We start from the raw sequence: 18022 nt of genomic DNA on the forward strand, positions 1-18022 counted from the left end.
TGTGTCTTTATTTACTGATTTATTTGCCATGTTAGCAGAGTCGCCACAATTACATGGCCATCAAACCCCCTTTTATTCCTTCACTAATCATGTTTGTGCTGAGTATGTTGCCCGTAGCGGTTTTGCCGAAGAAACGAGTATGCCGGTTGAACTGGGCCCTTTTGGCCAGTTAATCCTGCCCTATTATTCAATGGGAAATATCGACTCATTAAAATTGTTCGGGCTTGATGAACTCATTTTGTTCGCGTTTTACCTTAAACACCAAAAGCGCTATTACAAAGTGGCTGACATGGGGGCGAATATCGGTCTGCACAGTATACTGATGGCAAAGCTTGGCTGGCAGGTTACCGCATTTGAGCCAGATCCTGTGCACGTGAAAAAAATAACTGAGCATATGCAGCTTAATGATGTCGACACTATCACGATCCGTGAAAATGCCGTTGCCGGACAACATTCGTTATTAACCTTTACCCGCTTACTCGGTAACCGCACTGGCAGCCATATTAAAGGCAAGAAAAGCGAAGTGTATGGTGGCACGGAAGAGTTTGACGTGACCTGTCTGGCATTTGCCGATCTCATTACGGCTTTTGACTTCGTTAAGATGGACATCGAAGGCGCTGAAGCTGATGCCATTTGTTCTACTTCAACCGCTCACTGGCAGCATACCGATGTGATGCTGGAAGTTGGCGGTGAAACCAACGCCGAGCGCATCTTTATTCATGCCCGGGAATTAGGTTTGTCGATGTTTAGCCAGAAAACAGGTTGGCAAAAAGTTACCGCACTGGCTGATATGCCGACAAGTCACCGTGAAGGCAGCTTGTTTATTTCGAGTCAACACGACACGGTATGGTAAGTTCCGCAAGCACAGAATTAGCCCATGACATTGTGGGAGTATGGGATGTTAATCAGCAGGATACCCGGTTAGGCAGCGTCTTTTTATTTATTCATGAGTTAAATTGTGCGCTGGATATGCCGGGCAAGATAGTGCTGCTCAATACTAACGAAAAACATCAGGCGCTGATTTCGTTGTTCAGGCGGTTTTCAAAACATCACATCGAAGTATCAGATAATCCTTATGCGGGTTTGCAGACAACGCAGTTACTGCATAATCAAATAGCCGAATCGCGGACCAGCCGGACCGGCAGTATGCGTTATCTCGACTCGCTGTTTACTCAGGGGAGGCGAATTAATCCGCTCGCCAGCCCCGCTTATCCTCTGAAAAAATCGGCTAAAGACACAGTCATTGCTGTGCATTTAAAACACCACTTAACTGATACGCAAAGCAATGCAAATCAGGCCTGCTGGTATGCAGCGGTCTCGAATCTGGTTGCTTTGTTCGATGATGTACAATTTGTGCTGATTGGTGATGATGTTATTGAGCTGCCATTCACTGAGCTACCCAGGGTGTCGCGCATACAAGGCAGTGTGGCAGACTACTTTGCCGTAGTGTGTGCAGCGGACGCTTTTGCAGGCATGTCCAGTGCGTTTTGCGCTGCTGCATTAGTGGGTGATAAACCTTACCGGGTTTGGAAACACATTGGTCATCATACTGAAATCATGGCCAGTGAGCTCAATCAGCATCAACAGTTTCCCTTCGCGTTGGATAATCAGCGCATGCTTATAGCATGGGATGAAACCGATTTAATAGTTAGTGAAATATCAGCAATGCTAACTACTATGCAATCTTTGAGGGCGAAACAAGGTGCTTGATCTTACGGTATTTAAAAACCGCTCTGTGATGATTACCGGCGGCAGTAACGGCATTGGCGCGCATATTGTGCGGCGTCTGTTAACCGCAGGGGCGAAGGTCATTATCGTGGATTTGTCTGCGCCGGAAATTGAATTGCCAGACAATGCTCATTTTTACCAGTGTGATCTAAGCAGCGAACAGGCAATAGCAGATTTGTTTGGCTTACCGGCTTGTCAGAGCGGCATAGATTACCTGATTAATACGGCTCGCGGCCCAAGAGGGGTTGAGCCATTGGCAGAAACCAGTGATTCCTTTGAGGCCGGTCTGGGCGTATCGTTAAAAGCACCGTTACTGTTGGCTCAGCATTTCATCCGCCAGGCGGGGGATCCGCTGACTGCACAACACCGGTCAATCGTTAATATTTCCTCGGTGTGCGCGCAGTCGGTAGCCCAGGAAAGCGCCAGTTACCATATCGCCAAGGCGGGCATTGAGTCTTTAACCCGGTATCTGGCTGTTTTTGCTGGTGCTAAAGGGATCCGTGCGAATGCCGTGGCACCAGGGTTTATTGTTGCTGATGTGCATCAACAGCGCTTTATGGCCGACGATAACCAGGCGTATCGCCAAAAAGCGCTTCAGGCTCACCCGGTTAACCGCATCGGGACGGAGCAGGATGTTGCTGATGCTGTGCTATTTCTGGCTTCGCCGGCAGCAAAATTTATTACCGGTCAAACGCTCACCGTTGATGGCGGATTAAACTTAAAGGATGGCTGGCATCAGGTGGCAAATTTTGAGGTAAACCCGAATGAGCGTTAACACAACGGCAAAGCCTTTAGCTATTGTAACCGGCGCAACAGCAGGGATCGGCAAGGCCTGTGTTTACCAGCTGGCAGAGCAGGGCTACGCGATTCTACTGGTGGCAAGAAATTCGCAAAAACTAACGGGTTGTGTCGCCGAACTTGCCCAGAAAGGCTTTACCGATTGCTATTTTTTATCGCTGGATATGTATCAACCTGAGTCAGTGCACGAAATTAAAACCTGGGTAGAGCAAAGTAACTTTGATCTAACGGTTTTGGTTAATAATGCGGGGGGCGCGGAAAAAAGTGCGCCTCTGGAAGGCTTGTCGGATGAAGACTGGTCTCGAACCTTTGAAATTAACGTTTTTAATGTGGTTCGAATGTGCCGGGAGTTATTACCCTTAATGGGGGCCTCTGGCAGAATTATTAATATATCCAGCGTTACGGCTAGTGAGCCCGGGCACTTCAATCCTCACTATTCTGCGGCTAAGGCTGCTCAGAACAATTTTACCAAGCATTTTGCACAAGTTGCTGCCGCTCGTGGGGTGACCGTGAACTCTGTCTCGCCCGGAGTTATCGAAACAGAAGGGTGGCAGGCGCATATGCAAAAATCTGCTGGTGGAGCAAGTGCTGACAGCGCTCTAGAGCAAGGCCGGGATAAAGCTAGTGGCAACATTCCGTTAAAGCGACTGGGCTTACCCGCAGAAGTTGCCAGTGTGGTAGCTTTTCTCGCTAGTGAGGGCGCAGCGTATATGACCGGCAGTGATATTACAGTTGACGGTGGCAAGCGGCGTCAGTTGTAAGTCAGTTTTGTGCGGGACTCAAAAACTGCATACTTTCTGTTTGTGCGGCAGCATAGCTCTGGGGATTGCCAATATCCCGATGATAAGTAGTATTGGTCCAGGCACAAATTTTTCCCAAAAGTCGCGGGATAACCTCTGTACTGATATCGCTAAAGTCAGTAGCAGCAAGCCATTTTTGGGTTGTGGCAGATAAAATATAGACCGCGCCGTTGGCCAGGTTACCCGGCGGGTTAGCGACTTTTTCGTGCATAGCGACAACGGTTTCATCGTTAAGCTCAACAATGCCGCAGGAAGAAGGGTTGTCGGTAGCAAACAGCATCATACTCATTTCGCAATGGGGTGGACGCATCCTGAAGCTATTAATAAACGCAGCTAAATCGAAAAAGGACAGATTATCAGCGTGGATCACCAGTACATCATCACCCTCAAGCTCTGCACTGTGGTTTATCAGCGTACCAGCGGTACCGAGCAATTCAGGTTCATACCAGCAGGTAATATTGGTTACATGTGACCACTCGGTTTTAAGATAATCCTCTACCTGCTGATGCAGATAATGGGTGTTGATAAAGATTTCCGTAATTTCAGGGCTATTACTGAGCATGTCCAGCCAGAAACCCAAAAGAGGCTGGCCGTTAATGGGTACCAGGCATTTGGGGACGGTATCGGTAAGCGGCTTAAGCCGCGTGCCAAAGCCAGCAGCTAACAATACGGCTTTCACGGTAATAATTCGCCAAGCTTTTGGTAAATCGATTGCTTGGAGATCGGCACGTTGCCGCGCACACCTACCTGAATACAGGAAGCAATGCTACCCACAAACGCGGCCTGCCAGATATTTGCGCCACTGGCCAGCATCAGAGCGGTGGTAACAAACATGGCGTCACCAGCACCGGCGGTGTCGATAGCGGCATCGGCAAAAGCTGGCAGATTATCGGTTTCAAGCACATTGGTGTCAGGATTCAGGTGACGAATTAAAACGCCTTCGCCGCCCAGTGTTACCAGTACATTTTTGGCGTTGAGTTTTTCGGCAACCCCTTTGGAGACTTCAATAAGGCCATTGCTGTCATCCTGAATTGTCTGTCTTGCCTCCAGTTCGGTAGGCGAGGTCAGTAACAGGTTGTTAAATTTACCCAAATCACCGGTTTGCGAAGAGGTTTGGCTGTCGGCCACAATAGGAATATTTTGCGCATGGCAAATACTGCTGATTCGGTCTACCAAAGCAGGGCACAGTAAGCCAAAGTTAAAGTCGGCAAAGAGCACAATGTCAAATTCGGCGGCGCGGCGCTCAAAATCGTTTACGAAAGCATTAATCAGCGGCGCATCTATGTCGTGGCGGCGGTACTGATTTACCCGTAACAGGGTTTTGTCCTTGGCCCGATAGCGCAGTTTATGCGTGGTTGGGCGGGAAGGATCCGTTTTAACAATGGCGTTAATGCCGTATTCCTGGAGTTTTTGTTTAGCAAACTCGCCATGTTGATCTTCACCACAGATACTAAAGAAAGTGACATCGGCACCCAATCGGGCGCCATGGCCGGCAACAATGCCCGCGCCACCCAGGTAGCGAAAGGATTCCAGCGGACTTACCGCTATGGTGGGGTCTTCCTGGGACATGCCGATTGCCATGCATTCCTGATATTCATCAACGATAATGTCGCCCAGAACGGCAATTTTCAGCTGGTTGAAGTTGGCCAGATAGTGTTCAACCGTATCGCGGCTGATGTTGTAACGTTCATGATAGCCTTGCAGCAGTTGCGACAGTCTGGAGTCTTCATTGAGTTGCTGTAACAGCAGTTCGCGGCTGGATAGTAACTTGTCGCCCGAGCTGAAAATAAGTCGTCCACCGTAACTGTCGACGATAGCCTTTTCCGGATTCTCCGCTTTGGAAAACTCTTTTCCTTTCACAATTACGTTGGGCTGAATTTGCTTAATGACATCGAGGCGGTCACCGTTTACTACCATGACCTCATCTACACAGGACAGGGCTTTTAGCGCCATTAGGCGTTCTTCATTATCGAAGAAGGCATGCAATGAGTCGTGCCGATCGTATAACCCCACCACCAGGATGTCAGCCTGCTCGGAGGCAAACAATAAAAAGCGCAGGTGGCCCGGGTGGATGATATTAAAATTGCCCGACACAAAGCAGAGCGATTTACCACTTTCGCGGGCTTGTATTAAGCGTTCAATCATGGCTTGCTTGGTGGTCATGGCTAGTCTCCGTTGCCCGGTAGTCTGATAACTGCTCTGACGACTTTTTGCTGCTGTAAATCGGCCACTGCCTGGTTGATTTCGTTTAACGCGTAATCGTCGGAGAGAAGTTGTTGTAATGGTAGTGGCGGGTTATCGCAGCACGTTACCTGTTGAAGCAATTGTGCCGGGTCTGCGCCGCCGCCCCAGGAACCTTCGATGGTTTTGCCGCAAATCAGCTCAAAAGGATCCAGCTGAATCTTATCACCCTTTGGCGGGTGTGAGGCAAACACACACTTGCCGGTTTTCGGATTAATCAGCGAAAAGGCCGCCTCGATAGTCCGGCAACTGCCGGCAGCTTCAACGGCAAAATCAAGATACTGACCGTGGGTGACTTCAGCAACAATATCAGCCGCTGGGTGGGTGTTCGGATTAATGGTTACATGGGCACCCATCTTTTTAGCCAGTGCGAGCTTATCTTCGTTAGTGTCGATGGCAATGATTAATCCGGCCTGACAGTTAACCGCAGCAATGAGCGCCGCCATGCCTATACCACCTAATCCTATAACACCAATGGAATTGGTGGGTTTAAGGGACAATTGATTTTGCACCATTCCCATACCGGTTGGCAGCGCACAACCAAACAACACGCCTTCTTTCAGGCCAACGGTTTCCGGCAGGCGATAACAACGGTTCTCAGACACCACACTGTAATCACTAAAAGTGGTAACAGCGCCCGCATTGAGTTTGCCGATAGGCGAATCGTACACGCAGCCCCCGGCATCAATACCGCTTCCTTTAAGCCAGCTCAGTACTACGCGATCCTGTGGGGCAACCGTGGTTACCTGCGGGCCGGTATCAATTACCGTGGCAGTGGCTTCGTGGCCAAGTAAATGTGGCAGGTAACGGTCTTCTCCCCGGGCACCGGCAATTTCCATTAACTGACTATGGCAAATGCCGGTGTAATGGATTTTCACCAGTACCTGGCCCGGCTTTAATACCGGAATGCGGATATTTTCTATTATATCCAAAGGCTGGCCACATTGTGTAAGCACGGCTGCTGTAATAGTCATTATGGTTTGCTGCTTTTTAATTTGTTATTTATATTATCGGTCATATCGTCAGGGCCTTTAATATATGGGCCTGAGCCTGATTTCCGGGTTGGGTAACAACCGGTGAAAAATGCAATTATTACTAAAATTGACACCGTATCCAACGTGAAAAACAAGATATTCAATAATCGTTCCAGTTAGTTAGCGTTTTTTTGACGCCACAGGGCATACCAGGGTATCGATTCGTATACCCTCTAACAGTAATGTTGCTTACTTTATCGCCAATCCTTTGCTACACTTTGTTAAGAGGTGAAAGGTATGATCAACTTTAATACAGAAAAGCCAATGTCGCTGCTGGAGCAAGTTCAGCAACGTCAGGAAAAGCTGTCTGAGAAACTGGCTTCAGGCAAGCAAATCAACAGTGCTGCTGATGGTGCAGCGGCGCAGCAGATTATTGACAGACTAACCTCAGAAGTTGAAGGCAGTCGTCAGGCAGTGAATAATGCCTACGACGGAATTTCCCTGGCCCAGGTTGCCGAAAGCGGACTTGAGGGCATTAACAATGATGTTAGTCGTATCCGCGAACTGACGCTGCAATCTGGTAGCGGTATTTTAAATGATGCCGACCGTCAGGCCATTCAATCTGAAATTTCCCAGTTACAGCAAAACATCTCACAGACCATCGAGCAAACTGAGTTTGCCGGTAAGCCATTGTTGTCGGGTAACGGCGATATTGATTTTCAGGTAGGCAGCCAACCCGGCCAGCAAATTAGTGTTGGTACCCGTGATATTGGCAGTGAATTATCTGACATTCTGTCGGTTGATATTACTTCACAATCACTGGAAGATTCGCTGGCCGCGGCCGATGCGGCCATCGAAACTGTGGGTGGTGCCCGGGGTGATTTAGGCGCAGTGCAAAATCAGTTTGCCTCTGCGGCACGTAACCTTACCGAAACCAATATCAATCAGACCGCTGCCCGCAGTCGCTTGCAGGATACGGATTACGCCCAGGCAGCGTCGCAACGAGCCGCAAATGATGTCCTCGGTCAGGCTGCTCTGACTGTCCAGGCCCAGGCGAATCAGCAGCAGGGTCAGGTACTTAGTTTACTTAACAACTAATTCGCTTAAAAATAATACGAAGGCAGGTTTTCCTGCCTTTTTTATTTTCAATATTGCTGTTTTTCTCATTGCGATTCACGTTGTTACAGCTACAATTGCCAGTGCGCTCTTTACTCGCTTAAGCATTTTTGGCGCTTAGCAGTAAAGCCAGTCACAGTGGCGTCGTTCAGCTCATTCGTTGTAAACATCAATGACGATATTCCTGATGAAAGGGCCTGAAATGACAGGTGCCGGCAAAAATCATGTCTGTTTTTTGACACATGCACACACAAAACTGTGGTTTGGTATAAACTAGTAAATATAACAATAGCGTTTTGGGGACTGAATGAAGGATATCTTGCTTGTTAGTGATAACAATGCATTAAAACAAAATCTGCACACGATCCTGACCTTCCTGGGGGAGCCGTGTATTTCGCTTTCGGTTTCTGATGCCCAGGTACAGCTCGAGAACAAGTCACCCGTTGCCGTCATTCTGGATGTTGCCGGCGGTGAGAAATCGTTAGCGCTGATCAAAAGATACCCTCAGCATCCGTTTGTCGCTATTAATATGGCCGAGCAACAGAGCCCGGCAGTGGGCAATTTAGTCGGGCACATTACCTTACCCATTACCTATCCGGTACTTACCCAGGCCATCCATCGCTGTCAGGAATATATCCGCAGTCATCCGGTACGCAACGGAGCGGTACCAACCAAAACCCGTTTGTTCCGCAGTCTGGTTGGTAAGAGCGAACAAATCCAGGGGGTACGACGACTGGTAGAGCAGGTAGCGCCTACTGATGCCACTGTGCTTATTCTTGGCGAGTCGGGTACAGGTAAGGAAGTGGTTGCACGCAATGTCCATTTTCTGTCAGAGCGAAAAGATGGCCCGTTTATTCCGGTAAACTGTGGTGCGATCCCCGGCGAATTACTCGAAAGTGAATTGTTTGGTCATGAAAAAGGCGCGTTTACCGGCGCCATCAGTGCGCGTAAAGGGCGCTTTGAACTGGCCGAGGGCGGTACACTATTTCTGGACGAAATCGGCGATATGCCGCTGCAAATGCAGGTTAAGCTACTGCGCGTACTACAGGAAAGGATGTTCGAAAGGGTCGGTGGTAACCGGCCTATTCAGTGTGATGTTCGGATTATTGCCGCGACCCACCGCGACCTGGAGCAAATGATTGCTGACGACAAGTTCCGTGAGGATTTGTACTACCGTTTAAACGTGTTTCCTATCGACAGTCCGGCGTTGCGGGAACGACGTGAAGATATTCCGCTGTTATTGCAGGAATTGATTAGCCGTATTCAGGGCGATGGTGTGGCACCGGTGAAGTTTACCGAGCGAGCCATAGGGTCGTTAATGGAGCACGCCTGGTCGGGTAATGTTCGCGAACTATCTAACCTGGTTGAACGGCTGATGATTTTATTTCCGGGTCAGATTGTCGATGTGCAGGAACTGCCTGCTAAATATCAGTACGGTGACGTTGAACGCTTTGAACCGGATTATCCTGAAGAAGTACTCGAGCGTGATGCCTTTAACGAACTCTTTGCTGAGTCGGCTTCCCACGATGATGAAGAGCTTGAAACAGAGCCAGCCGTCAATGGCTTCCTGCCAGACGAAGGGGTTAACCTGAAAGAGTACTTGTCTGAACTCGAGATCAACCTGATTCAACAGGCGCTTGAACAACAGGACTGGGTAGTGGCCCGCGCTGCTGATAAGCTGGGTATGCGTCGTACCACACTGGTCGAAAAAATGCGTAAGTATAACATTCAGCGCGACTAGTTTAATTTTGCACACCGCGCCAACCTGTTGTGGCTGGCGCTCATAAACTCATCAGCTTTTTCTATTAGTCAGTAAATTGACGTCCATAAAAATCCAAAGTTAATCCTATCTCATTGAAATTTAAGGTTTAATTTCTGGCACGGCAAATGCAATTCCTCAGATATTCCAAATGAGTGTCTGCAAATTGACGAGGAACCTATGGCATTGAATAGTCGTGTCGTCCATCACGTAGAAAAAGTACCGGTAAATCCGGTTAGCGCGGTCAGGCCTTCGGCCGAGTTGTCGCTGGTGCACGAAACCGCACAAAAGCAGGAGCTCGACTCGCTGCGTCAACAGGCTTCTCGTCTCAACCATTTGTTACAGGTGATGCCCGCCGGTGTGATCGTGCTGGACGGCAAAGGTTTTGTTAAGCAGGCCAATGAGCAGGCTTCCCTATTGCTTGGCGAGCCCCTTGAAGGTGAGTTGTGGCGAACCATTATTGCCCGCTCATTCAAGCCCCGGGCTGATGATGGTCATGAAGTATCCTTGTTTGATGGCCGCCGGGTAAAGCTTTCCATCACGCCTTTGGTAAACGAGCCGGGCCAGTTAATAGTGCTCACCGATCTGACCGAAACCCGTCAGTTGCAGGCCCGTTTGAGCCATTTGCAGCGCTTATCTTCACTGGGCAAAATGGTGGCCTCACTGGCACATCAAATCCGCACACCGTTATCAGCGGCCATGCTTTACGCAGCAAATTTAACCCGCAAAAATCTGCACCCTGAAGCGGGCGTTCAGTTTGCTCATAAACTGCAGGATCGCCTTAAAGAACTGGAAAGTCAGGTCAATGATATGTTGCTGTTTGCCAAAAGCGGCGAACAACAAGTGGTTAACGATATTACCGTCGAAGCCCTGTATGAATCCATAGCGGCTACGGCGCAAACCATCACTCAGGGCCAGGAGCAGATCATAGTTTTTAAAGGCCATGATCTTGACGCAGCAATAACGGGTAACCTGACAGCTTTACAAGGTGCGCTGCTTAATCTGATCCAAAATGCCAGCCAGATAAGTCCCAAAGGCAGTGAGGTGACGGTGCGGTTCAGCGTGCAGGATCGCTGGCTGAATATTGCTGTCAGCGATCAGGGACCCGGTGTACCCGAGCCACAAAAACAGAAAATATTTGAACCCTTTTTTACTACCAAAACGCACGGTACCGGCCTTGGTCTGGCTGTTGTTCAGTCAGTTGTTAAGGCCCATCAGGGGCGGCTTAGCGTTGATAACCTGCCCGACAAAGGGGCGTGTTTTTCAATTATGTTACCCCGTGTATTTACCAGTGAAGCCGTTGATAACCGTCTGGAGCGAGAGGATTAACCCATGCCTAAAACAACCGTACTGATTGTTGAAGATGATGCCGGATTACGCGAAGCGCTGGTGGATACCTTGTTATTGGCTGACTACCAGGTGGTCGCGGCAGATTCGGCCGAACAGGCGATTATGCTGTTAAGCCGACAGCCTGTTGATATCGTTGTCAGCGATATTCAGATGGGGGAAATGAACGGCTTAGCGCTGCTTAAGGCCATTAAGAGTAAAGATGCTAATTTACCGGTGTTGTTAATGACCGCCTATGCCACGGTAGATGATGCGGTTAGTGCCATGCGTGACGGTGCCACCGATTATCTGTCCAAGCCATTTGCGCCGGAAGTGTTACTTAACCTGGTGGGACGGTATGCACCGGCACAAAAGGTCGAGTCCCGGCAGCCCATCGTAGGCGATAACAGCAGTCTTGAACTACTGCAACTGGCCAGAAAAGTGGCGCGCTCTGAAGCTACGGTGATGGTGCTTGGTCCAAGTGGCTCGGGTAAAGAAGTGTTGTCGCGTTATATTCATGATAACTCCCAGCGCAGTCAGGCGCCGTTTGTGGCGATCAACTGTGCCGCGATCCCGGAAAATATGCTTGAGGCTACCTTGTTTGGTTACGAGAAAGGTGCGTTTACCGGTGCCATCCAGGCTTGCCCCGGCAAGTTTGAACAAGCCCAGGGCGGCACACTGCTGCTGGATGAAATAACCGAAATGGATTTAGCCTTGCAGGCTAAACTTCTGCGCGTGCTGCAGGAAAAAGAAGTAGAACGGCTGGGCGCCCGGAAAACCATTTCGCTGGATGTGAGGGTGATTGCTACCAGCAACCGCGACTTAAAAGAAGCGGTGGCCCGTGGCGAGTTCCGCGAAGATTTATATTACCGGTTAAACGTGTTTCCTATTACCTGGTTGCCACTGGCACAGCGGGTGGGTGACATTGTTCCGTTGGCAGAGCATCTGATTAACCGTCATGCCTCGCAGCAGGGGTTGGGCCAGTACAAACTGAGCGCCGCTGCGCGCAACAAGCTGTTACAGCACAGCTGGCCGGGTAATGTGCGCGAACTGGAGAACGTTTGCCAGCGGGCGTTGATTCTGTGTGAAAGCGATGTAATCGATGCTATTGATCTGATGATTGAGCCAATGAACGGTCAGTCATTTAATGTTGCGGCAGAACCGGATTACGAAGAAGACGACAGTCGTCTGGGCTCGGAACTGCGTCAGCAGGAGCACCAGATTATTCTTGATACGTTGATGTCGTGTAACGGCAAGCGCAAGGCTGTGGCCGAAAAACTGGGGATTAGTCCGCGTACACTACGTTATAAACTGGCTCGCATGCGTGAGCAGGGCATAGATGTGCCAGCCTGAGTATATTCTTTTCTAATTTAACGGGTGCCATTCGCGGCGCCCGTTTCGTCGTTCCCGTCACCAGCCTGTCCTGCCGCCGTCATTAATTTGGCATAATCATCTAAGTGTATGATTTTAAGTGTAAATAAAAGTTGGTCTGGTCCTTGCTGTAGATCCTGATAAGTCATCATAAAAGCCAGAATTCCGGCACCGTCGGAGAGGCATTAAATTATCAGGAGCCGTTATGGACGTTAAAGCCAACAGTTTGTATCAGGAAATGCAGGCTATGATCGCGCAGACTCGTCTGGACGTTAATCCGCAGCAGGGCCTGGAACTCAATACCGGGTTGAACACGTCAAAAAGCGACTTTGCAACCATGCTGGGTAATGCCGTGGAAAAGGTCAACAGCATGCAGCTCGAATCCAAAGAAACGACCCAGCGATTTGAAATGGGTGATAAAAGTCTGAGTCTGGCTGATGTCATGCTGGCCAAAGAAAAATCCGGTATCGCCTTTGAAGCGACCGTGCAGGTGCGCAACAAAGTGCTCGAAGCGTACAAGCAAATCATGAATATGCCGGTTTAGAGAGTGGAGTAACAGACTGTGGCTGAAGCAACGGGAACCAATCTGGCGGTATCTGATTCAATGGATGCCGATTCCGAACAAAAATCTGGGTTTATGGATACCATTGGCAGTACCGATATGGTCCGTCAGATGACACTGGTGGTGGTGCTGGTGATCAGCGTGGCCATTGCCATCTTTGTGGTGTTGTTTATACAGGAGCCGGACTTCCGCCCACTGGCCAAAATGGATACTGAGGAACTCATCGAAACCCTCGATTATCTGGACGCCAATCAAATCGAATACCGCCTGGAAGGGAATATCGTTCACGTGCGAGTGGATGAATACCAAAAAATCAAACTTGGCATGAGTCGGGAAGGGCTCGCTCAGGCAGAGCAGGCCGGCAGCGATATTATCATGCAGGACATGGGATTTGGTGTTTCACAACGGGTCGAAATGGAACGTTTAAAGCACGCCCGGGAAATGCAGATAGCAGCCACAATCGAAGATATGGGGAGCATCAAGAAAGCCCGTGTATTACTTGCCCTGCCTAAAGAAAACGTGTTTGCCCGCCGTGAGAAAAAAGCCAGTGCGACAGTGGTTATTACTGCAACCCGTGGCGCTGCGATTACTGGTGAAGAAGTGGATGCAGTAGTGGATATCGTTGCCTCTGCTGTACAAGGAATGGAGCCGGAACGGGTTACTGTGACTGACAGTAATGGCCGGTTACTGAACTCCGGCTCGCAGAACTCTGTGAGTGCCAGAGCACGCAAAGAGTATGAGATTGAGCGTCAGCGAGAGAGCGAGTATCAGGAAAAAATTGATGCCATTTTGATTCCCGTACTGGGCATTGGTAATTATACCGCGCAGGTCGATGTCAGTATGGATTTCACTGCAGTAGAGCAAACCCAGCGTCGCTATAATCCTGATCTGCCTGCGGTTCGCAGCGAAATGGTGATTGAAGAAAATTCCGTTGGCTCAGTGGCTGGCGGTATCCCTGGGGCCATCAGTAATCAGCCTCCGCTGGATTCTAACATTCCGGAGAACGCTGTTGGTAATGGGCTGGGTGCGCCGGTGCCTGGCAGAACCACCAAGGAATCTACCCGTAACTACGAGCTTGATACCACCATCAGCCACACCAAGCAGCAAACCGGAGTGATCCGCCGGTTAAGTGTGTCGGTAGCCGTGGATTATCTGCAATCTACTGCTGAAGACGGTACCGTTACCAGCGCAGCGCGCAGTCAGGAAGAATTACTCAGTATTCGTCGCTTACTGCAAGGTGGCATTGGCTTCGACGTAACCCGTGGTGACAGCCTCGAAGTGGTGAGTATGCCCTTTAGCCGCATTGATGCGGGCGATATGGAAGAGCTACCCATTTGGGAGCAGCCGTTTTTCATGCCTATAATTAAATGGGTCATGGGCGGACTGGTTGTTATTGCGCTTATCTTTGCGGTAATCAGACCGATGCTGTCAAAACTGATTAATCCTGCGGATAATCAGGCTGGCGACGAGTTTGATGCGGATGAAGGTCTGGATCTGGGTGATGACACCATCAATATGCTGTCCAGCGATTTTGATGCAGGTCAGGTCGGGTTTGCCCCGGATGGCTCGCTAATGCTGCCTGATCTGCATAAAGACGAAGATGTATTAAAAGCGGTACGCGCGCTGGTCGCTAACGAACCTGAGCTGTCGGCTCAGGTGGTTAAAGGCTGGTTGTTGCAGGATGAGTAATTAAGGGGTCGTGAGATGGCTGAAGAAATCGCCACACAAGAACAATCACAAGCGTACGACGTTAGTAAGCTCGAAGGCGTTGAGAAAGCCGCGATCCTGCTGCTAAGTTTATCTGAAGAGGATGCAGCACAAATCCTTAAACATCTGGAACCCAAGCAGGTACAAAAACTAGGCGCTGCCATGGCGCGCATCGATGACATGACACAGTCTAAAATTACGTCTGTGCATAAACATTTTATCGAGGAAATCCAGAATTACTCAACTATTGGCTTCCAGAGTCAGGATTTTGTGAAACGTGCATTAACCGCTGCGTTGGGAGAAGATAAAGCGGCTAACCTGATTGATCAGATCCTGATGGGCTCCGGCGCTAAAGGTCTGGATTCCCTCAAGTGGATGGACTCCAAACAGGTGGCCAGTATTATTCGTAACGAACACCCGCAAATCCAAACTATCGTGCTGTCTTACCTGGAGCCTGAGCAATCCGCCGAAATTTTGTCGCAGTTCCCGGAAAAAGTGCGCCTGGATCTGTTAATGCGGGTGGCCAACTTAGAAGAAGTTCAGCCAGCAGCCTTGCAAGAGCTGAACGAAATCATGGAGAAGCAGTTTGCCGGTCAGGCTGGCACCCAGGCAGCCAAAATGGGCGGCCTGAAGTCTGCCGCCGATATCATGAACTACCTCGATACCAATATCGAAGGTCAGCTGATGGATGCGATCCGCGAGCAGGACGAAGAACTCAGTCAGCAAATTCAGGACCTTATGTTTGTATTCGACAATCTCGTGGATGTCGACGACCGCGGTATTCAGGCGATTCTGCGCGAAGTCCAGCAAGACTCGCTGCTTAAAGCCATCAAAGGCGCAGACGAAGAGCTTAAGAACAAGATTACCAATAACATGTCTAAACGTGCTGCTGAAATGCTTACCGACGATCTGGAAGCCATGGGGCCGGTACGGATTAGTGAAGTGGAAACTGCCCAGAAAGAAATTCTGTCAGTGGCCCGTCGATTGGCTGACGCCGGCGAAATTATGCTGGGCGGCGGCGGTGGCGAAGAGTTCCTCTAATAGCGAGGCTGTCTGTTTATGAAAAACGCGAGACCGTTTTCGGTAGCGGAGCTTGAAGAAGCCCAGAACTGGAATCTGCCGTACGTGGATGAGGCGGTGTCATCACAGGATGACAAAACTAATGCGCTGAATCGTAGAAGCGACTGGAAATATGAGCCGCCGGAAGAAGTAGAAGAAATTTTGCCGCCGACCGCGCAGGAAATCGAAGCTATTCGTCAGGCTGCTTTTGATGAAGGCTACGCCGAAGGTAAACAAACCGGTTTTGATGAAGGTAAAGCCGAAGGTATTCCTCAGGGGCACGAAGAAGGACGAGCAGCGGGTCATCAGGAAGGCTTTGAACAAGGGCTGCAAGAGGGCCAGAGCCAGATTACCCAGCAGGCTGAGGTCTGGGAATCACTGGTATCACAGCTGCACGCGCCTCTTGAGAAAGTCGATGAGCAGGTTCGTCGGGAAGTGGTTAAACTGGCGGTGGCGTTGGCCCGGTCGGTGATCAGAACGGAAGTACAAACCAACGAAGCCATTATTTTACAAGCCTTAAGCGAAGGGCTTAAGGTTCTGCCGGTGGAAGAAAATCACTACAGTATTCACATGCATCCGGAAGATATTCAGCTGGTTCAGGCGCACTTTGGCGAAGATAAAGTGAAAGAGCGTGGTTGGACGCTGATTGATAGTCCGGCAATGGCCCGGGGTGGCTGCGACATTGTGACCCAGCGTAATGCTGTGGACCTGTCTATTGAGCGCCGCAGCCGGAATGTATTGGATAAGTTCCTGTTAGAGCAGGGATTATCTGATGACAGTTAGCTTAATTAGTCATCTGCAGCAGCTGCAAAAGCAGGTGCCAGTGCCGCCAATCGTGGCTGCCGGAAAGCTGGTCAGAGGTATTGGCCTGACCCTTGAGGCGGTTGGTTGTCAGCTGCCGGTAGGCAGTCAGTGCATGGTGCAGACGATTGATGGCGAGATCGAGGCCGAAGTCGTTGGCTTTGGCGATCATATTACCTATCTGATGCCAACCGAAGCTGTGCGTGGCATTGTGCCAGGCTCACGGGTATTACCACTGAATCGTGACAGCGGTTTATCAGTTGGGCTCGGTATGTTGGGACGGGTGGTTGACGGTAATGGTCAGCCCCTTGACGGTTTAGGCCCCATTGAAGCCAGTGAGCGGGTTCCCACAACCAAGCCGCCGATTAATCCGCTGGCCCGTCGCGCAATCTCAGAACCTATGGACGTTGGTGTGCGAGCCATCAATGCTATTACTACCGTGGGCGTCGGTCAGCGTATGGGGTTATTTGCCGGAAGTGGTGTGGGTAAAAGCGTGTTGCTTGGCATGATGACCCGCGGCGCAAAAGCCGATGTCGTGGTGGTGGGCCTGGTGGGCGAGCGGGGCCGCGAGGTAAAAGAATTTATCCACGATATTCTGACCGAAGAAGAGCGTCAACGGGCCGTCGTTGTCGCCGCGCCTGCCGATACCTCTCCGCTGATGCGCCTGAAAGGGTGTGAAACCGCCGTTACTATCGCCGAATATTTTCGCGATCAGGGTATGAATGTACTGTTACTGATTGACTCGCTGACCCGCTATGCCATGGCGCAACGTGAGATTGCTCTGGCTGTTGGCGAACCGCCGGCCACCAAAGGTTACCCGCCATCGGTGTTTGCCCGGTTACCGGCACTCGTGGAAAGAGCCGGTAACGGCAGTGAAAACCAGGGCTCAATTACCGCCTTTTATACCGTGCTTACCGAAGGTGACGATTTACAGGATCCCATTGCTGATTCTGCCCGGGCTATTCTGGATGGTCATATTGTATTATCCCGCTCGCTGGCTGAAAGCGGTCATTATCCTGCGATTGATATAGAGGCATCGATTAGCCGCGTAATGCCACAGGTGGTTAGCGAAGAGCATTTATTCCAGGCCCGACGGATCCGTCAGGTCTATTCAACTTACCAGCAAAACCGCGACCTTATTACCCTTGGTGCTTATACCCGGGGCACCGATCCCCGCGTTGATTTGGCGATTAATGCCGAACCGGCCATAAAAGCCCTGTTACAACAGGGCATGACTCAGGTGCTGGCCTATGATGAAAGCCTTGATGCTATGAGTAAACTGGCTGGCGGACTGGGTAAGGGCTAAAGCATGGCACGCAGTGACGTAACCCGCTCAATTGGCCAGCTGGCAACGGTACTGAAAATGGAGCAGGACAAAGAAAAAGCCGCCTTGCAGGCATTTCGTCTTGCTGAAGATTACCATCAGCAGCAACGGGCTAAACTGACCAGCCTGCAACAGTACCGGGTGGAATATGTGCGACAGATCCAACAGGAAGGTAGCGGTGGCGTAACGGCCAGCCATTATCAACAGCGCTTGTCATTTGTGGGCAAGCTGGATAAGGCCTGTGAACAGCAGGGCCATATTATCGCTCAGTGCAAAATGGCGGTGGACCAGCGTCGCAGTCAATGGCTTACCCAGCAGCGCCGACGTCAGGCTGTAGAAAAACTTATCGACAAAAAACACCACACCCTGCAAGTCATGGATAACCGGGCTGAACAACAAATGATGGATGAACTGGCCATGCAGCGCTTGCTGCGCCGCTCGCTGGTATAAAATGCC

17 protein-coding genes are annotated in these 18022 nt (G+C 50.2%); 14 read left to right on the plus strand and 3 right to left on the minus strand.

What is annotated here, in order from left to right; translation table 11 throughout:
- Position 1 precedes the first annotated feature (1 nt).
- From BFC17_RS05760 to BFC17_RS05775, 4 genes are read left to right on the plus strand one after another with little or no spacing between them, the layout of a single operon-like run.
- Complete coding sequence (locus tag BFC17_RS05760; RefSeq protein WP_083271611.1) at positions 2-853, plus strand: FkbM family methyltransferase; 852 nt, start codon at positions 2-4, stop codon at positions 851-853.
- Positions 847-1710 carry a hypothetical protein gene (locus BFC17_RS05765; protein WP_070175519.1) on the plus strand — a complete coding sequence of 288 codons (864 nt, stop codon included), beginning with the start codon at positions 847-849 and terminating at the stop codon, positions 1708-1710. Before BFC17_RS05760 ends, BFC17_RS05765 begins: the two co-directional genes overlap by 7 nt.
- Complete coding sequence (locus BFC17_RS05770; protein ID WP_083271612.1) at positions 1703-2503, plus strand: SDR family NAD(P)-dependent oxidoreductase; 801 nt, start codon at positions 1703-1705, stop codon at positions 2501-2503. Before BFC17_RS05765 ends, BFC17_RS05770 begins: the two co-directional genes overlap by 8 nt.
- Positions 2493-3287: an SDR family NAD(P)-dependent oxidoreductase gene (locus tag BFC17_RS05775; protein ID WP_070175520.1), complete on the plus strand. Its 795-nt coding sequence runs from the start codon at positions 2493-2495 to the stop codon at positions 3285-3287. The genes BFC17_RS05770 and BFC17_RS05775 overlap by 11 nt, the downstream gene beginning before the upstream one ends.
- A 1-nt stretch (position 3288) precedes the next feature.
- Here the strand turns inward: BFC17_RS05775 and BFC17_RS05780 are convergent, their stop codons facing one another.
- From BFC17_RS05780 to BFC17_RS05790, 3 genes are read right to left on the minus strand one after another with little or no spacing between them, the layout of a single operon-like run.
- Positions 3289-4005, minus strand: a complete 717-nt coding sequence (locus BFC17_RS05780) for a nucleotidyltransferase family protein (protein ID WP_070175521.1) — start codon at positions 4003-4005, stop codon at positions 3289-3291.
- Positions 4002-5489, minus strand: coding sequence for a PfkB family carbohydrate kinase (locus BFC17_RS05785; RefSeq protein ID WP_070175522.1), 1488 nt, complete (start codon positions 5487-5489; stop codon positions 4002-4004). The genes BFC17_RS05780 and BFC17_RS05785 overlap by 4 nt, the downstream gene beginning before the upstream one ends.
- Before the next feature lie 2 nt (positions 5490-5491).
- On the minus strand, positions 5492-6541 hold the full coding sequence (locus BFC17_RS05790; RefSeq protein WP_070175523.1) for a zinc-binding dehydrogenase: 1050 nt from the start codon (positions 6539-6541) through the stop codon (positions 5492-5494).
- Positions 6542-6838: 297 nt separating this feature from the next.
- Between BFC17_RS05790 and BFC17_RS05795 the strand changes: the two genes are divergently transcribed.
- From BFC17_RS05795 to fliJ, 10 genes are all read left to right on the plus strand, one after another.
- Positions 6839-7639: a flagellin gene (locus BFC17_RS05795; RefSeq protein ID WP_070175524.1), complete on the plus strand. Its 801-nt coding sequence runs from the start codon at positions 6839-6841 to the stop codon at positions 7637-7639.
- Between the two features lie 325 nt (positions 7640-7964).
- Entirely contained in the window at positions 7965-9398 is a 1434-nt protein-coding gene (locus tag BFC17_RS05800; protein ID WP_070175525.1) for a sigma-54 dependent transcriptional regulator, read from the plus strand.
- A 198-nt stretch (positions 9399-9596) separates the two neighbouring features.
- Positions 9597-10745, plus strand: coding sequence for a sensor histidine kinase (locus BFC17_RS05805; RefSeq protein ID WP_083271613.1), 1149 nt, complete (start codon positions 9597-9599; stop codon positions 10743-10745).
- A 3-nt stretch (positions 10746-10748) separates the two neighbouring features.
- Positions 10749-12095 carry a sigma-54-dependent transcriptional regulator gene (locus BFC17_RS05810; RefSeq protein ID WP_070175526.1) on the plus strand — a complete coding sequence of 449 codons (1347 nt, stop codon included), beginning with the start codon at positions 10749-10751 and terminating at the stop codon, positions 12093-12095.
- 223 nt (positions 12096-12318) lie between these two features.
- Positions 12319-12657, plus strand: a complete 339-nt coding sequence (fliE, locus tag BFC17_RS05815) for a flagellar hook-basal body complex protein FliE (RefSeq protein WP_070175527.1) — start codon at positions 12319-12321, stop codon at positions 12655-12657.
- Positions 12658-12675: 18 nt separating this feature from the next.
- Positions 12676-14364 carry a flagellar basal-body MS-ring/collar protein FliF gene (gene fliF, locus BFC17_RS05820; RefSeq protein ID WP_070175528.1) on the plus strand — a complete coding sequence of 563 codons (1689 nt, stop codon included), beginning with the start codon at positions 12676-12678 and terminating at the stop codon, positions 14362-14364.
- Positions 14365-14379: 15 nt separating this feature from the next.
- On the plus strand, positions 14380-15423 hold the full coding sequence (gene fliG, locus BFC17_RS05825; protein WP_070175529.1) for a flagellar motor switch protein FliG: 1044 nt from the start codon (positions 14380-14382) through the stop codon (positions 15421-15423).
- A gap of 18 nt (positions 15424-15441) precedes the next feature.
- A complete protein-coding gene (gene fliH / locus BFC17_RS05830) occupies positions 15442-16224 on the plus strand; it encodes a flagellar assembly protein FliH (RefSeq protein ID WP_070175530.1) in 783 nt (260 codons plus the stop codon).
- A complete protein-coding gene (gene fliI, locus BFC17_RS05835) occupies positions 16214-17548 on the plus strand; it encodes a flagellar protein export ATPase FliI (RefSeq protein ID WP_070175531.1) in 1335 nt (444 codons plus the stop codon). Before fliH ends, fliI begins: the two co-directional genes overlap by 11 nt.
- A 3-nt stretch (positions 17549-17551) precedes the next feature.
- On the plus strand, positions 17552-18016 hold the full coding sequence (gene fliJ / locus BFC17_RS05840) for a flagellar export protein FliJ (RefSeq protein WP_070175532.1): 465 nt from the start codon (positions 17552-17554) through the stop codon (positions 18014-18016).
- Positions 18017-18022: the final 6 nt, after the last annotated feature.

Source organism: Marisediminitalea lipolytica, assembly GCF_001758465.1.
GTDB classification, from domain to species: Bacteria; Pseudomonadota; Gammaproteobacteria; order Enterobacterales; family Alteromonadaceae; genus Alteromonas; species Alteromonas lipolytica.

Coding starts and splice junctions, on each gene's coding strand:
- BFC17_RS05765 (WP_070175519.1), top strand. CDS start 847: ATGGTAAGTTCCGCAAGCACAGAATTAGCCCATGACATTGTGGGAGTA.
- BFC17_RS05775 (WP_070175520.1), top strand. CDS start 2,493: ATGAGCGTTAACACAACGGCAAAGCCTTTAGCTATTGTAACCGGCGCA.
- BFC17_RS05785 (WP_070175522.1), bottom strand. CDS start 5,489: ATGACCACCAAGCAAGCCATGATTGAACGCTTAATACAAGCCCGCGAA.
- BFC17_RS05790 (WP_070175523.1), bottom strand. CDS start 6,541: ATGACTATTACAGCAGCCGTGCTTACACAATGTGGCCAGCCTTTGGAT.
- BFC17_RS05795 (WP_070175524.1), top strand. CDS start 6,839: ATGATCAACTTTAATACAGAAAAGCCAATGTCGCTGCTGGAGCAAGTT.
- BFC17_RS05800 (WP_070175525.1), top strand. CDS start 7,965: ATGAAGGATATCTTGCTTGTTAGTGATAACAATGCATTAAAACAAAAT.
- BFC17_RS05805 (WP_083271613.1), top strand. CDS start 9,597: ATGGCATTGAATAGTCGTGTCGTCCATCACGTAGAAAAAGTACCGGTA.
- BFC17_RS05810 (WP_070175526.1), top strand. CDS start 10,749: ATGCCTAAAACAACCGTACTGATTGTTGAAGATGATGCCGGATTACGC.
- fliE (WP_070175527.1), top strand. CDS start 12,319: ATGGACGTTAAAGCCAACAGTTTGTATCAGGAAATGCAGGCTATGATC.
- fliG (WP_070175529.1), top strand. CDS start 14,380: ATGGCTGAAGAAATCGCCACACAAGAACAATCACAAGCGTACGACGTT.
- fliH (WP_070175530.1), top strand. CDS start 15,442: ATGAAAAACGCGAGACCGTTTTCGGTAGCGGAGCTTGAAGAAGCCCAG.
- fliI (WP_070175531.1), top strand. CDS start 16,214: ATGACAGTTAGCTTAATTAGTCATCTGCAGCAGCTGCAAAAGCAGGTG.
- fliJ (WP_070175532.1), top strand. CDS start 17,552: ATGGCACGCAGTGACGTAACCCGCTCAATTGGCCAGCTGGCAACGGTA.